Origin of the sequence: Akkermansia sp. AE01SA01 (assembly GCF_036417395.1) — a bacterium.
GTDB lineage: Bacteria > Verrucomicrobiota > Verrucomicrobiia > Verrucomicrobiales > Akkermansiaceae > Akkermansia.
Map to the genome: position 1 here is coordinate 325,079 of NZ_CP143890.1, position 14,622 is coordinate 339,700.

Genomic DNA, 14,622 nt, shown 5'->3' on the forward strand with positions numbered 1-14,622 from the left:
CCGTAATTTTGCGTTATGGTACAGTAACTCTCATGTATTCCTCCTCTCTGGAAGATGCGTTGCACCAGTTCGGCAAACGGGAATTCCGCCCCATGCAGCGGGAACTGATGGAATGCTCCCTGCGCGGCCTTTCCTGCATTGGCATTCTCCCGACGGGGGCCGGCAAAAGCCTTTGCTACCAGATTCCTGCAGTTCTGATGGACGGAGTGACTGTAGTGGTTTCTCCTCTCATTGCGCTGATGCGTGACCAGGTGGCCGGACTGGAAAAACTGGGCGTGGCTGCGGCCAGGTATGATTCTTCCCTGAGTGATGAAGAAAAGGAGGCCTTGATGGGCTCCCTGAAATCCGGCGTTGTCCGTCTGTTGTTCGCTGCTCCGGAATCCCTGGAATCCCCATGGATGCAGCAGGCCATGGAGTTCGTTTCCCCAGGTCTGTTTGTGGTGGATGAGGCTCATTGCCTCTCGGAATGGGGGCATAGCTTCCGACCCGATTATCTGGGATTGCCGGATTTTTTCAGAAAATACGGCTTCCGGAGCGTCATGGCTCTTACGGCTACGGCTACGGAACGGGTCTGTCGCGACCTGGCCTCCCTTTTCAGCGTGAAGGAGGAGTGCATTTTCCGCACCCCGCCGTACCGCGCGAATATCGTCCGCCAGGTGGAAACGCTGAAGGAGGAGGATAAAACCGCTCGGCTGGTTGAGTTTTTGAAGGAGGACGGCCACCGTCCCGCCGTGGTGTACGCGCGCACCCGGAAGGATGCGGAAAGCCTGTCCTATGAGCTGGGCCGTGCCGGGTTTGCCGCCAAATCCTACCATGCGGGCATGCCTCCGGAAACGCGCGCCGGGGTTCAGGACGATTTTTTGAAGGGGACGGCGGACGTACTGGTGGCGACGATTGCCTTCGGCATGGGAATAGACAAGCCGGACGTGCGCTCCGTGGTGCATTACCACCCGCCTTCCAGTCTGGAGGCCTATGTTCAGGAGTCCGGCCGTGCCGGGCGGGACGGACTTTCTTCCGCCAGCCTGGTGATATTGTCGCCGCAGGATGATACGGCGGTGGTCAACCGCCTGCATGCAGGCGTTCCGGACCCTCATGGCCTGAAAGGGCTGCTTTCAGTCCTGGCCCGGCGCGGGGAACATATCCTTTCCCTGTATGAAGCTTCCACCCTTTACGATTTGCCGGATGTGGCCGTGGACCGGATATTGTTTGATTTGAAAAACCGTGGAAAACTTTCCGAACAGGGCATGGGGTACAAGTATTACAAGGTGTGCCCCCTGTTCCAGATGGAGGAAATCTTGTGCGGCAGGGACGGGGAAGAGGCCGGACGCCTTCAATGGATGGATGCCAGGAGGGAGGGGGAAGTCCGGGATCTGGCCTCGGAATGGGGCATTTCATGGGAAGATGCCGCCGCCTGGCTTGACGAACTGGCCCTTTCCGGGGAATGGAAGGTGGAGCTGCGCCAGATAGCCCTTCATTTGCATTCCCAAGGGTTTGATGCGGAAGATGCCGCCGGGGAATTTAACCGGTATTTTTCACGCGCGCGGCAGAATGGCCTGGAACGGTGGGAGATGTGTGTTTCCGTCCTGACGGCGGCTTCCTGCCTCAACAAGGGAGTGGACGCTTACTTTGGATTTGGGGATTCCTCCACGCCGTGCGGTCATTGCCCGGCGTGTTGCGGATTGGTCCCGGAAAAGCCGGAGGTGCGGGAAAGTGCTCCCTTGACCGGGGAATTGCGCGCTGCCATCATGGAACTGGTGGGGCAGAGGAAACCCGCGCTGGCCCGCCTTTCTCAGTTGACGCGCTTTTTGCTGGGGCTGGCCTCCCCGGCCGCTATGCGGGCCAGGTTGTGGAACCACCCTCTTTATGGAGCATTGGCGGACAGGAAGTGGGAAGACGTATGGATTGAGGCGCGTGTACTGTTGGGGAAGTAAACGTCAGTCCCGGTGCTTGGATTTTTCGTAAAAATCCAGGATGCGTTTGCAGGAATTGACAGCGAGCAGCTGGTCTTTCCAGTATCTGGAAATTTCCCGGGGGTCACGTTTTCCGGTTTCCCAGAGGTGAACTTCCTCCATCAGGGCTGCCACCATGCCTTCCGGCGTGTTCCGGGGGCTCAGCGTGCCGGAATCATGGGAAATGTACCATTCCGCGCAGGAAAGCATGGGAATAAGTTCGGGCGCGACGATGGAAGCTCCGGCGCACAAAGCTTCCGCGGAGACGATATGCGAGCTTTCATAACGCGAGGTACAGAGGCATATCTTTGCTTCTGCATAGCTTTTCTGCAATTCTTCATTGGGGACCACGCCCTCCAGGCGTATTCTTGTCTGTTGCCCGGAGGGAAGGGCATCATGCCATACCCTCATGAAGGAGGGTACGGTTCCGTAGATATCAATATCCCAGTCGTCATTCCCGTTCAAGAACTTTTCCAGGGTCTCCATGAGGAGTTCCGGATTTTTTTGAAAGCGGTCATCCCAGCGTCCCACAGCAACGACCAGGTTCCGTTTTTGAAAGAGGCTCCCCCTGGATTCATGCGAAGCAATGGGGGTGGGTATCAGGGCAACGCGGCTGCCGAGACGTGTTCCGTAAAGCCGTCTGTTTCCCCGGATGGAGTCAAGGGCAAGCGGGATGGGAAATGTGATGAGATCAGCCATTTCCAGATGCTTCCTGACGCCCGTGTTCAGGGCTCCGATAGTGTGGGCCCTGAGAAAGCGCAGGCAGAAATAAGCGGTCCCTTTCCATTTCCCTTTCCGGACTCTTTCCATATTCCAGAGATGACGCGTAAGCACGCTCCAGTAACGCCAGGGATAAAACAGCCCGGAAGTGTCCATATATACCACCAGGTAAATGCCTGCCTCATGCACAGCGCGGGCTACGGGAGTGTACTTTCCCATTCCCCAAGCATACAGAACCAGTCCGTCAATACCCAGGGATTTCCACCAGCCGGAATCTTCCAGGTTGGAGTATTCCGTGCGGATGAGGTCGGGGTCGTCCCCTTCCTGGATGGGCGTGGGCATGATAGCCCTGCTTTCCACGCCGATTCGCTGGAAGGCCTTGCAGAAAGCGCCGGAATCACGGCAGAAGAAGGTGTGATCTCCTTTAAAGGGAACGGGCGTGCAGGTGTACCATTTCATGATGCCGAGGTGGTTGAGGATTGACGTAAGATGCGGAGTTCTTCAAGAAGGCAGCCCATGGCCTGGAGCCATGCGGCGGGGGAGTGCGTGGAGGACAGAAGCTCTTGCCCGTGTGCGCCCATTGATGGCCAACGTTCTTCTTCCTTCAGGGCAGTGTGCAGCATTTCCGCCAGCGCGTCCGCGGAGGGTTCCCGGGCAATCCAGCCGTTCCGGTCGTGGGTGATGAGTTCCGGCAGGCCGCCGCACGGCGTGACGATGACAGGCGTGCCGTGCAGCCATGATTCCAGAACGACCATGCCGAAGGTTTCCTCCCAGAGGGAGGGTGCGACGGCTATGCCGCAGGAGGCGCGTACGGTTCCCTGTTCCTCATGGGGAATGAATCCCGTCAGGCGGATGGATTCAAGGCGGCGGGAAGACACGTAGTGCTCCAGTTCCCCGCGCAGGGGGCCGTCTCCCATCAGGTAAAGAGTGCGTCCGGGCGGGGAAAGAAGCTCCCATGCACGGATAAGCTGGAAGACGCCCTTTTCCGGGGCGAGGCGTCCGGCGTACAGAACGTCCCGGCGCGGGGCGTCCGGTATGGGGACGGGTTTTTGCCGGATGAAATGGGGAATAACCCTGATTTTTTCTTCAGGTATTCCGGACTGGATGAGAAGTTCCCTCTGGCGGCGGCTGACGGCGATGTAGGAGGAAAGGCGGGTCCAGGCGCCCATGCGGCGTGTTTTAGAGAGCACGGCCGCCGCCAGGGCGGAATAGGCCGCGTTGCCGCGCCAGCAGGCGTGCATGACGCCGGGAAGGTAATTGCCGTTTTTACAGGAGAAGCAGGGCGCGCCGTCCCGGTAGAATACGCCATTGAGGCAGCCGGAGCGGTAGTTGTGCACATAGTGGATGACCGGAACGGATTGTTGCAGGGCCAGCTCATAGACGCAGGGAGACATGGCCGGAAACGTGTTGTGGATGATCCACGCGTCATAGCGGCCGCGGCGCAGGCATTCGCGCAGCTTTTCCTCCACGTCTCTATTGTGGAGCATGTAGCGCATTTTCGTCAGCGCGCCGTGGGAGCTTTGGAACAGTTCCGCGGTGGAATAGACAAAGGGGGTAACGTCTGCCACGGCGCCCAGCGCTTCCGTAATGGCGTGGAAGCAGACTTCTTCTCCCCCCACCCCGCCGTAGCGGCTAAAAATGTGTAGAATGCGTGGATGTTGCATGACCGCGGCGGAATGGGGTTATCCCTGAAGTTCCCTCCTGAGTTTCTGTGGATCCTTCAACAGTTCCCGCTGAATGGCTTCCTGCTGCTGGCGCAGGCGGTCTTCCCGGGTCTGGAGTGCTCTCTTGCCTGGCCCCAGACTGGGATTGACAAAGGGGTTGTTGTCTCCCCACTTGGACCAGGGGCCGCGGGGAATGCGGTAGAATTCCACAAAGCGCCAGTGGACGATGGCCGTTCCACCGGGAATGCCCAGATAATCGCGAACGGCAGGGGAAATGTCGATGCCGGCCCCCTTGTTGTGGGTGTTGACGGGGGGCTTGTCGCCAAAAACATAGGGCCAGTCCTCCGTGGTGAACGGGCCGCAGTCCTCCCATTGGGCAAAGCAGCTCCGCTTGTTGTAAATGATTTGCACCCACCTTCCCTTGCAAACGGATTGTCCTTTTCCGGAGAATTCCCGGTGGAACCAGGGAATGACGCGGGAGGCTTCCGGCTTGTGTTCCCCCTTGCAGACGTCGTTGTAGGGAAGAGCCACATAAAAGGGATTCTGCCTGGGAATAAAAGTCTTGGGTCGGAAATCCATCGTGCGGTGCAAGGGGTCCGGATTATCGAATCCGCCGAAGCTTTCCTTCCACGCGGAATCCCAGGAACTTTTGTGGTTGGCTACCGGATTGCGCTCCGTGGCGTCTTCTCCCACCCAGAACACGGTGGCGGTGATGTTGAGCCGCCACGGATAGGTTCCGGGGCTTTGCGGAGCCGTCCGGGGGAGAATGCGCGGCTGGGGCGCCGGGCGCTTGCCCGCTCCGGACGCCGTAGGAGATTTGACGACGACGCCGGGCAGCGGGTCCCGGCGCGTTGGGGTGATGACGACGGGGCCTTTGGGCCGTTCCGTGCTGGACAGGGCGCGGGCGGCAGTCCGTCCGGACTGGATGTCGGCACGGGCATTCCCCGCCAGTACGGCGACGAGCAGCGGCAGCAGGCATGCGGCAAGAGAGGGGTTCCAGCAGGAACCCTTCCATGATGCCTGTTGACGCTGCCTGTGATTTACCATCGGTGCAGTTGAGTGACGAAACGGTGATCCAGCTTGCCGGGATAATCCGTATTGAAATTCAGGCCGCGGCTTTCGTTGCGGCGCATGGCGCAATCCACGATCAGGGAGGCCACGGCTACCAGGTTGCGCAGTTCCAGAATATCCGGCGTAATGCGGTACCCCCAGTAGAAATCCTTCACCTCCCGGTGCAGCATGCGCAGGCGCGTTGCGGCGCGGTCCAGCCTCTTGTTGGTCCGTACGATGGAGACATAATCCCACATCAGGCGGCGGATTTCATCCCAATTGTGGTAAATGACGGAAAGTTCATCCGGCAGGGCCGTATCTCCGTGGTGCCACGCGGGAATGCTGTAGTCGGTGGGGGCGTCTTTCCGCAGGGGCTGCTGGGCCAGCATGGCGTTCAGGGCGCGCTTGGCCACCACCACGCATTCCAGCAGGGAATTGGAGGCCAGCCTGTTGGCTCCGTGCAGCCCGGTGCATCCGGTTTCCCCAGCGGCGTAAAGGCCGTCCAGCGTGGTTTGGCCGTTGACGTCCGTCAGCACTCCGCCGCATTGGAAATGGGCGGCGGGAACCACCGGAATGGGTTCTTTGGCGGGGTTGATTCCGTAACGGTTGCAGGTTTCGTAAATCAGGGGGAAGCGTTCCTGGACAAAACCGTCCGGCTTGTGGGAAATGTCCAGGTAAACGCACATGCTGCCCGTCCTTTTCATCTCGGAGTCCACGGCCCGGGCGGTGATGTCCCGCGGGGCCAGGGATTTACGGGGATCATACTTGTGCATGAATTCCCTGCCGTCCGCACCGGTCAGTACGCCGCCTTCGCCGCGGACAGCCTCGGAAATGAGGAAGGACCGGGCTTCCGCGCCTTCCGCCCGCGTGTTGAAAAAGCAGGTGGGATGGAACTGGACGAACTCCATGTTGGCAATCGTGGCCCCCGCGCGCCACGCCATGGCTACGCCGTCGCCCGTGGCGGAATCGTTGTTGGTGGTGTACAGGTACACGCGGCCGCAGCCGCCCGTGGCCAGCAGAACGCGATCCGAACGGAAAATCTCCACTTCCCCGGAATTGCGGTCCAGCACATAGGCGCCCAGGACCCTGTCTTCCGTGACCAGTCCCAGCTTGGTCGTCGTGATCAGGTCGATGGCGAACCGGTCTTCCATCAGTTCGATATTGGGATGCAGCTTGGCCGCTTCCAGCAGCTTGGAGGTTATTTCCAGGCCGGTGGCGTCCTTGGCATGCAGGATGCGCCGTTTCGTGTGGCCTCCCTCGCGGGCCAGCTCGTAATCCTTCCCCTGCGTCGCCTGGTCGAAGTTGACTCCCCATTCCAGCAGTTCCCGGATGGCTCCGGGGCCTTCCTCCACGATCGTGCGGACGACTTGTTCATTGCACAGTCCGGCTCCGGCGTCCAGCGTGTCCGCGACATGGTCCTCGAAAGAGTCGTCATGGTCCCACACGGCGGCTATCCCGCCCTGCGCCTTCGCGGAACTGCAATCCAGAAATTTTCCCTTGGTTATGACCGCAACCCTGCCGTGTTCCGCAGCTCTCAAGGCGAAACTTAATCCGGCAACACCTGCCCCAATGACTAAAAAGTCGCTCGTCTTCATTTTGAATGGTACGGAACTGTAACATACGGGGGGGCGGCAAGTCACGCCCAATGATGGGGGCAGGGGGCATATTTGTCTGGAAAAAAGGCAGGAAACACGCTAATTCATGCGCATGAGACCCCAAGGGAATGAACAGGAAGCGCGCCGGAACAAGCATGTCCGCAGCGCTCCGGCAAAAATCGCCGTCAGGGCGCTGGGCGAGGATGCATTGGATGAAATCCTTGACGGCGCGTCCACCCCCCTTCTGCTGATCCTTGACTGCGTGCAGGACCCGCACAACCTGGGCGCCATCCTGAGAACGGCCGACGGAGCGGGAGTGGACGCGGTGATTGCCCCCAGGGACAAGTCCGTGGGCATCACGGAAACCGTTCTGCGCATCTCCGTGGGGGCGGCGGAAAAGGTCCCCTTCATCCAGGTCACCAACCTGGCGCGGACCATGAAGCAGCTCCAGAGCCGCGGCATCTGGATATTCGGCACGTCGGACAAGGGAGACCGGGATTTGTACGGAACGGATTTCACCGGCCCCGCCGCCCTGGTGATGGGCGCGGAAGGGGAAGGCATGAGACGGCTGACGGAAGAGAATTGCGACTTTCTCCTGCGGATTCCCATGAAAGGTTCCGTGCCCTGCCTGAACGTATCCGTGGCTACGGGCGTGTGCCTGTATGAAATCCTGCGCCAGCGGTTCCTTTCCTGATTCGTCTTATTTCTCCATTTTAAGCTCATGATCAAGGAACTTTCCCTTTCTCCGGGAGAACGCGTACGGTTTGTTTCCGACATTCACTTCGGCCATGCCAAGGCCCTGGTCAGGGAACCTGAAGAATTGAAATTCCTGCTGGAAGGGTGTACCCATCTGGTCGTATGCGGGGACTTGAGCGAAACACGCGAGAGCCCCTATCAGGCGGAAGGACTGGAAAAACGCGCCCGTTTTCTGTGCATGTGCACCCAAGCCGGAGTGCAGCCCATCCTGCTGGCGGGCAATCATGACCCAGATGAGGAATTCAGCCTGCTGAAATTGCAGGGCGGCCGTTTTTATGCACTCCACGGCCATGCCCTGTTCAAGGAAGTGGCGCCATGGGGGTGGGAATACCTGAAAAACAAGCATATTTCCCGCGAGTTGATTGCCGCTTTTCCGGACGCGGATGCGGATCTGTGCCGCCGTCTGGAGCTGGCCCGCGCCATGAGCGTTCTGGTTCCGCCCATTTACACGCGTTCCCGGGTTTACAGGAACAGGCTGGTGCGCTTTCTGGCACATTCTGCATGGCCGCCGGAGCGCCCTGTGCAGATTCTTCTGGCATGGTTGACGATGATGCCCCGCATGCGTCGGTTTGCGGATCGTTTCTTCCCTGAGGCGGAGACAGTCTTCTTTGGCCATTTGCACCGCCGCCTGGTGAGCGGCGGACGGGGAGGGCGCCGGTATGTCAACCTGGGGGCCTGTTTCCATCACGCCGCGTGCTACGCGGCTGATCTGACAGCGGAAGGAGCGGTGACTGTCCGCAGCTATACGCCTGCGGGGTATGAAGGCCCGGCAAGGGCTGTCCGCTGAGAATTTGCTTCTTGTGGAAGGGAAAAAGGGGGCGGGGAACGCGTCCGGGTTTGGCGATAATGTGTTAGAGCACCGGATGACTAGTCCATACAGTTTTTGGACGCGTTCCCCAAAGGAGCTGGCCGTTCCCATGTTTCCTTCCGGGACGTGCAGGCCTTTCCGCTGCACTTCAACGTGCATTCCCGGCAGCAGCGGGGGTGGGAAGAGGAAAAAAGCCGGGAGAAGAAACCGCCGGTCCTGTTGAAAAATCCGTCGGAATCTTTCCGCCTCTGGTTCTTTTCCGGAATTGGGCTGACCATGGACAAAAGTTAGTTCAAGCTAACAACGCTCGCAAGAAAAAAGTTTGCCATTACTAATATTTATTCAGGAAGTAATTGACTTCATTGACACTTAATATATTGTTGTGTTAGTTGAATCTAATAGTTCTGTGATGATGAATAAAAAAAATGGATTTCCCGAATTGAGCAACAGCTTGGAAGACTATATTGAAGCCGTGCGCAACATTGAACTGGAAAAAGGATGCGCCACCGTTGGGGAGATTGCGGAGGCCCTGAACGTGAAAAAGCCGTCCGTCTCTCTGGCCATGAAGCAGTTGAAGGAACGTGGACTGGTGGAATATACACAGTATTCTCCCATTGTTTTGACCAAATCCGGCCGCCATGAAGCCGACCGCGTGATCTCCTGCCATACCATAATCAAGGAATTTCTGATGACGGTGTTGCATATGGAAGAACCGCGTGCGGATGAAGTGGCCTGCGGCATTGAACACATCATGTCTCTGGAGGAAATTTCCAGATTCCAGTTGCTCACGGACCATGTCCGGAAGTACTGAGAGGAGTGTTTATCCAAATAGGAACTATTTACGTTGGTCTTCTCTCACCCTATCTGCCTTTCCTGCGGATTGATGACTGAATTTCAATATTCAGCAATCATGCAGTATTCCCACAAGATTATTCTGCATAATTCCGTTTATATTTTCATCTCATTATTATTTCAATATGAAATCAAATTCTTCTTTTTTCTATTTTCTTCAATATATTTATTATTCTAAAACACTCAACGGCTATAATAAGATAAGCAAAAATCAATGCTATATATGATATTAAAAGTCCATTCGAAAAATTTTTCCATAATATATTTATGCCATGATAAATTGTTGATAAAACTCCAATTATTCCTGAGATCAGAAATAAATAAATTGTAATTTTGATAATTGGAAAAAGGAATTTATTAAATGAAAAATTAAGAGTATTTTTTTTGATCCAAACAAGGATTCTTAAGAATAAGATTACGAAAATACATCCACACCATGATTCGAGATATTCATATACAGTTAAAGGAGATTCGGGATAATTCATAATACAGATGATTAATTTCTAAAAATACAAGAAAATATTATTAATTAATTCCGGAACTATATAGAATAGTCTGGTTATGTCAATGATCCTTCATCAGATGATGAGATTGGAATGTGAAACGCTTATAATGCTCCCTTATTCAATGACCAGATGAAGACAAATCAAACAACTGAAGCGGGACAAGATTAAAGTAGATAATTTCGATTAATTTTAATATTGAATTCATTATTTGGAGCATAATTTTATATTTTAATTTAAAAATTTGTTAGTAATTTCTTCAGTTTGATCTATAACAAACGGAATTTTCAAAGTAGCTATAATCTTAACATAACCGTATGCATCTAAAGTTAAAGAATTGGTTCTGCATTCAAAGTTAACTTTGAACTTTTCTTAAGATCAATAGAATAAGATGATTTTATATAAGATGATAATGTAATGCCAGCATCAATTCTATGAGACAACCCTAAAAATTCTTCCCGATAGAATGGTGAAGTATTGCCATTACAATTGTCGATTTTAAGTGTTTTTTCACTACTTAATCCGGCAACCATAGCTCGTAAAAAATATTCAATGTCAGGCAGACAGGCAGCCATTTTTGTTTAATTTTAAATCCCGCACCTGCACCTGTATCAACATCCGTTCGGAATTTTGCTTCAATGCACACAATTTTTCTATTAATATACTTCCCTCAATAATAATAAGAATGGACATGAAACCTGCAGGGATAGTCATTGCTTAGCCAAATTCGTTAGTTTCTTTTCCTAGATAACCAATATATAATACCATTCCATTATTGACGGCCCCATAAAGATTCCATCCCCCCCTTCTTCAGCGATGGATCTCTATTGATCCACCTGCCGTCTGCGGGATTGTAATAGCGATAGTTATAATAGCCAGCTCCAACTCCTTATCGTTCATCTCACTGCTCCACTGCACCGGCTGGAGGAGGTTGCCTGTGCTGTCAACTATCCCCTAGGGAGAGTCGTCGTAAGCTGCCACGACCGTTCCCTGCGCGTTGAACACCTCCGTCACGTTCTTGTTAAAGTCCGTTCCATAGCAGTAGAGGGCATTATTCTGCACCAGGGCCAACGGGCGGGTGGCCACCGGTTCCAGGGGATCCCACAGCAACGTGCGAATCACGTTCCGGCTGTCCAGCATGTCCAGAGCCGCTAGTTGCAGGTAGCCGCGGTACAGGTAGCGTTCATGGCTGGCGACCGTTCCGTTGACGGTTACTTTCTTCATGTAGAGGCGTCCCTGATCGTCGTAGCCGCATTCCACCACCGTGCCGCTTTTCACACCCGCCGCCGCAGAGCCCGAGCGGGCCAGCGACGGGGAAGGCGGCGTTCCACCGCTGTTATCACACGTGTCTCCTTCACAGGAACACGGTTCGGGCTCTTTCTTGCCTCCCGGCTCCGTCGGAACCACGTCGATGCTGTAGTTGCAGATGGAGACATTGGCGCTTGAGGGCTTGTAGTCGATGTTAGTCTGGTTGACTTCCCTGCTGCAGGAGCCGGAGGGCAGCTGCGCCCCGCCGGTACCCGTGTGGTATTTATGGCCGCCCTGGTCTCCCGCTTCCTGCGAGTTTTCCTTCAAGTCCACCTGCGCCACCACCTTGCCGCCGGAGTCCTTCACCTCCAGGCTTCCCCAGTCGTCCACCCCCAGGAAGAGCGAGCAGGTGCCGTAGAGCCAAAGTACCATCTGCGGTAAACAGGAACGAAAGAAGACTTGCTGCCAGGAGTAGCAGCTGGAGTGTTCATAAGGTATTAAGGTGTTGGAATTGATGATGAAATGAGAGGAGGGCTGTCCTCCATGATCATTTCCCCGGTAGTATTATTCAGATCCAGTGTCAATAAAGTTTATTTGAAATTTTTTGTTTGCTTATAAAATCATGGTGAATTTTTCATATAAAAAGAAGTATATAGTTTTTATGATCAAGATATTTCTCCTCTGGACAAAACTATGAGCTATTTGTTAGAAAAGATTTCTGATAGAAGGTCATTTTTTCCTGCCTCCTGTCATATTCCCGGAAAAGTTTATGCCATGGAGAAAGAATAGTTGCTGACTCAGGAGTTTGTCTTCACCGGATTTACAAAAACAATTAAAACATGGTAAGTCATTCAAGACATAAAATTCTATTCTGTCGGGGTTCTCTGTATCGTTAAGCCGTTGTGTGAACTGAAAGATTGACGATATGGTTTTTTGCTCTGTAGTGGTCCATATGCAAAAAATTTGCTTTGCATGTGACGTTCATCTTTCCTCCGGTCGACAAACGTCTTGCCTGGCAGAGAGGCAGCTTCCGTGCTATACATATCGATGTGCACTCCAAGGGGGAATAGGGCGGAACTTGCCAGTAAAGAACCAGTTTTTTTGCTGATAGCATTGTCCATCATGATTTGCAATTGATGCTATTTGATTGCCGGAGAGGGAGAGGAAGCGGGAATTCCGCCGTATAAGCTTGCCGTGAATTCAATTTTATTAGTTGAGGCTAATTTTTTTGAAGAAGAGAAATTTCCCTCCAGGAAATCTTCAATCAATTTATAGTTAACATATTTTGTAGTTACTTGCGCAGAATTTTATCCGTTCCGGGAAAGAGTATTTTGAGAAAAAGAGTTGACTTAAAAGTTAGATCAAACTAACTTCCGTCCGTTGCATGAACTTGACCCATACAGGATATCACCGTTTCTTTCACCGGGCCTGCCGGTACTGGAAGCTTGCCGGCCTTCTGGTCCGGCGTCCCAGGTACCGCCTGCTCTGCGGGGATTGTGTATCCTGCATGGGCGCATGCGGCAAAGTCGTGGAAACACAGTCCTCCGCAGGCCGGGAACAGGAAGGTTCATCCGGTTCCGCGCAGGGTTGAACATCCGCCAATGACGAGGAAGACTCAAAATACAGCATTACTATGAAGAAAAGCTACATGATACCCGCCCTGTTTGCCTGCTCCGGCTTGTGCATGGCCGGTACGGCATCCGTAGCCACTCCCGCCGCTGCTCCGGCTGTGGAGGAGGCTGAAGGCAAAGGGGCCATTCTGGACGACATCGATCTGTTCGGGGATGAGTACGGCGACGAAAGCACGCCCATTCCGAACGATGCGCTTACCCGCGCCCTCACGGATCTGCACAAGGGAGCTTATGAGAAAGCCAGGTTCCAGTTTCTGCTGGAACAGGCGTTTCTGTATACCAGAGGCCATCACGCCGCGCCGAATGACGAGACTTCCGGTTCCAGCCAGAGCTGGTACAAGCTGCACGCCCAGGCCGGGCTGCAATTGTTCAAGTCCGGCCGCCACCAGGGCACCTGGATCAAGAGCGAGCTTTCCGGTTCCGTGGCTCTCAACAGGCATACCCACCGCACCACCCTGGACGATTCCTGGGGAGCGAGCGGCCCCGCCAATTGCGACGTTTTTGAAGACGGGTATTTCTATCTTCCGGAATTGCTCATTTCCCAGGGTTTTCTGGACGGCCAGCTCGTCATCATGGGCGGCATGATCAACCAGACCAACTACTTTGACGCCAATACATATGCCAATACCACGTTTGGCCAGTTCGGCGGGGCTCCCTTCGTCAACAACCAGGTGCTTCCGCTGGGCGACTCCAACTTCGGTTTTGTGGGCCAGTACCAGTTCAATGACAACTGGTTTGTCCAGATAGGCGGCAACATGATGGACAATGAGCCGCGGCGTAACCCCTTCCACAACACGACGGGGAAATCCTTCAACCTGCTTGGTGAAATCGGCTGGACGCATGAAAAGGCCTTCGGCATCGGCACCGGCACTTATCGTTTGCAGCCCTTCATGTTCCACGCGAATGGCAAGAATCACGGTGGCGTGGCGTTCAACCTGGAACAGGACCTGGGCAGCAGCCCGTTCGCCCTGTTTGCCCGAGCCGGGTGGAGCAGTGCGGAATCAGGCAACATCTGCGGGGCGGAAGCCCAGGCTTCCGCCGGGGTAGTGTTCAAGAAGCCTCTTGAAGTCATGACCGGCATGAAAGAGGCGGACGGCAACTTCTTCGGAATCGGTTTTTCCGTAAGCAAGCCGGATTCCGATACGCTTGCGGAAACGCGTCCAGGGCACGACCGGGAAATGATTCTGGAATGCACTTACAGCTTTTCCATCACACCGTACTGCCTGATCCAGCCCTCCTACCAGTACGTGAAGAATCCCTCCGGGCGGGATGACGTCAATTCCGCCAATATATTTTCCGTTCAGTGTGTAATTACCTTCTAGGCTGCCATGTCCGCACGCCTGTGAAACCACGATAACGTTTCCATCTTCCTTGCCGTCCTGCATGTGGAATGCGGATTCCTGCATGCATCGGCACTGAAGAGGTCTGCATGACCTGGCAACGTCGCATTCTCGATCAGGTAGGGGGTGCGGCGTTGCTTATTTGTCATATTATCTCAAAGGAAGCGAAAGACGCTTGAAACGTCTGTGCTCCTGAATCTTCTTGCCCTGCTGGTCGGCCGGGGCAGCGGAGGGCCTGGCTTGTGCGGAGGCTGTGGCCGATATGCTCCGTACGGGTTCCGTACGGACGGCAGCAGCCTGGCAGGCGGCTGCCAGCAGGCAGCCGGCTCCCGTTATGATTAATGTGTACTTGTTCATCATCGTATTATTCGCGGCTGGTTATGACCGCTGATGGTTAGATTAGCACCAGAACAGGGATGTTGAAAGTTCTTTGACTTGACTAACAACAAGTTAGATGAATTAAACACGAGGAAGAACATTCTGATCAGCACGTTGCGTAAGACCGG

At 54.4% G+C, this 14,622-nt stretch carries 13 protein-coding genes; 6 read left to right on the plus strand and 7 right to left on the minus strand.

Annotation, left to right across the window (positions count from 1 at the left end):
- Positions 1-32 precede the first annotated feature (32 nt).
- Complete coding sequence (locus V3C19_RS01345) at positions 33-1,931, plus strand: RecQ family ATP-dependent DNA helicase (protein WP_295933285.1); 1,899 nt, start codon at positions 33-35, stop codon at positions 1,929-1,931.
- A 3-nt stretch (positions 1,932-1,934) separates the two neighbouring features.
- Here the strand turns inward: V3C19_RS01345 and V3C19_RS01350 are convergent, their stop codons facing one another.
- From V3C19_RS01350 to nadB, 4 genes are read right to left on the minus strand one after another with little or no spacing between them, the layout of a single operon-like run.
- Entirely contained in the window at positions 1,935-3,128 is a 1,194-nt protein-coding gene (locus V3C19_RS01350; RefSeq protein ID WP_295933287.1) for a glycosyltransferase, read from the minus strand.
- Positions 3,125-4,333 (minus strand): glycosyltransferase family 4 protein, encoded by a 1,209-nt coding sequence (locus V3C19_RS01355; RefSeq protein WP_295933290.1) that lies wholly within the window; start codon positions 4,331-4,333, stop codon positions 3,125-3,127. Before V3C19_RS01355 ends, V3C19_RS01350 begins: the two co-directional genes overlap by 4 nt.
- Before the next feature lie 18 nt (positions 4,334-4,351).
- Positions 4,352-5,380: a hypothetical protein gene (locus V3C19_RS01360; RefSeq protein ID WP_295933293.1), complete on the minus strand. Its 1,029-nt coding sequence runs from the start codon at positions 5,378-5,380 to the stop codon at positions 4,352-4,354.
- On the minus strand, positions 5,374-6,978 hold the full coding sequence (nadB, locus tag V3C19_RS01365; RefSeq protein ID WP_295933295.1) for an L-aspartate oxidase: 1,605 nt from the start codon (positions 6,976-6,978) through the stop codon (positions 5,374-5,376). The genes V3C19_RS01360 and nadB overlap by 7 nt, the downstream gene beginning before the upstream one ends.
- 106 nt (positions 6,979-7,084) lie before the next feature.
- On the opposite strand from nadB, the gene rlmB reads away from it, so the two are divergent.
- From rlmB to V3C19_RS01380, 3 genes are all read left to right on the plus strand, one after another.
- Entirely contained in the window at positions 7,085-7,672 is a 588-nt protein-coding gene (rlmB, locus tag V3C19_RS01370) for a 23S rRNA (guanosine(2251)-2'-O)-methyltransferase RlmB (protein ID WP_343203843.1), read from the plus strand.
- A gap of 27 nt (positions 7,673-7,699) precedes the next feature.
- Positions 7,700-8,521 carry a metallophosphoesterase gene (locus V3C19_RS01375; protein ID WP_295933299.1) on the plus strand — a complete coding sequence of 274 codons (822 nt, stop codon included), beginning with the start codon at positions 7,700-7,702 and terminating at the stop codon, positions 8,519-8,521.
- Between the two features lie 460 nt (positions 8,522-8,981).
- Positions 8,982-9,353 (plus strand): metal-dependent transcriptional regulator, encoded by a 372-nt coding sequence (locus V3C19_RS01380; RefSeq protein WP_330937126.1) that lies wholly within the window; start codon positions 8,982-8,984, stop codon positions 9,351-9,353.
- 873 nt (positions 9,354-10,226) lie between these two features.
- On the opposite strand, the gene V3C19_RS01385 is transcribed toward V3C19_RS01380, so the two are convergent.
- Both V3C19_RS01385 and V3C19_RS01390 read right to left on the minus strand, forming a co-directional pair.
- The gene (locus V3C19_RS01385; protein WP_295875240.1) at positions 10,227-10,472 is read right to left on the minus strand and encodes a hypothetical protein; all 246 of its coding nucleotides are present in this window, start codon (positions 10,470-10,472) and stop codon (positions 10,227-10,229) included.
- 379 nt (positions 10,473-10,851) lie between these two features.
- Positions 10,852-11,577, minus strand: a complete 726-nt coding sequence (locus tag V3C19_RS01390; RefSeq protein ID WP_295875236.1) for a hypothetical protein — start codon at positions 11,575-11,577, stop codon at positions 10,852-10,854.
- Positions 11,578-12,529: 952 nt separating this feature from the next.
- Between V3C19_RS01390 and V3C19_RS01395 the strand changes: the two genes are divergently transcribed.
- On the plus strand, positions 12,530-12,736 hold the full coding sequence (locus tag V3C19_RS01395) for a hypothetical protein (protein ID WP_130083635.1): 207 nt from the start codon (positions 12,530-12,532) through the stop codon (positions 12,734-12,736).
- Between the two features lie 42 nt (positions 12,737-12,778).
- The gene (locus V3C19_RS01400; RefSeq protein WP_130083634.1) at positions 12,779-14,098 is read left to right on the plus strand and encodes a carbohydrate porin; all 1,320 of its coding nucleotides are present in this window, start codon (positions 12,779-12,781) and stop codon (positions 14,096-14,098) included.
- A 168-nt stretch (positions 14,099-14,266) separates the two neighbouring features.
- Here the strand turns inward: V3C19_RS01400 and V3C19_RS01405 are convergent, their stop codons facing one another.
- The gene (locus tag V3C19_RS01405) at positions 14,267-14,476 is read right to left on the minus strand and encodes a hypothetical protein (RefSeq protein WP_149873744.1); all 210 of its coding nucleotides are present in this window, start codon (positions 14,474-14,476) and stop codon (positions 14,267-14,269) included.
- Positions 14,477-14,622 lie beyond the last annotated feature (146 nt).

Coding starts and splice junctions, on each gene's coding strand:
- V3C19_RS01355 (WP_295933290.1), bottom strand. CDS start 4,333: ATGCAACATCCACGCATTCTACACATTTTTAGCCGCTACGGCGGGGTG.
- nadB (WP_295933295.1), bottom strand. CDS start 6,978: ATGAAGACGAGCGACTTTTTAGTCATTGGGGCAGGTGTTGCCGGATTA.
- V3C19_RS01360 (WP_295933293.1), bottom strand. CDS start 5,380: ATGGTAAATCACAGGCAGCGTCAACAGGCATCATGGAAGGGTTCCTGC.
- rlmB (WP_343203843.1), top strand. CDS start 7,085: ATGCGCATGAGACCCCAAGGGAATGAACAGGAAGCGCGCCGGAACAAG.
- V3C19_RS01345 (WP_295933285.1), top strand. CDS start 33: ATGTATTCCTCCTCTCTGGAAGATGCGTTGCACCAGTTCGGCAAACGG.
- V3C19_RS01405 (WP_149873744.1), bottom strand. CDS start 14,476: ATGATGAACAAGTACACATTAATCATAACGGGAGCCGGCTGCCTGCTG.
- V3C19_RS01400 (WP_130083634.1), top strand. CDS start 12,779: ATGAAGAAAAGCTACATGATACCCGCCCTGTTTGCCTGCTCCGGCTTG.
- V3C19_RS01375 (WP_295933299.1), top strand. CDS start 7,700: ATGATCAAGGAACTTTCCCTTTCTCCGGGAGAACGCGTACGGTTTGTT.
- V3C19_RS01395 (WP_130083635.1), top strand. CDS start 12,530: ATGAACTTGACCCATACAGGATATCACCGTTTCTTTCACCGGGCCTGC.
- V3C19_RS01390 (WP_295875236.1), bottom strand. CDS start 11,577: ATGGTACTTTGGCTCTACGGCACCTGCTCGCTCTTCCTGGGGGTGGAC.
- V3C19_RS01385 (WP_295875240.1), bottom strand. CDS start 10,472: ATGGCTGCCTGTCTGCCTGACATTGAATATTTTTTACGAGCTATGGTT.
- V3C19_RS01350 (WP_295933287.1), bottom strand. CDS start 3,128: ATGAAATGGTACACCTGCACGCCCGTTCCCTTTAAAGGAGATCACACC.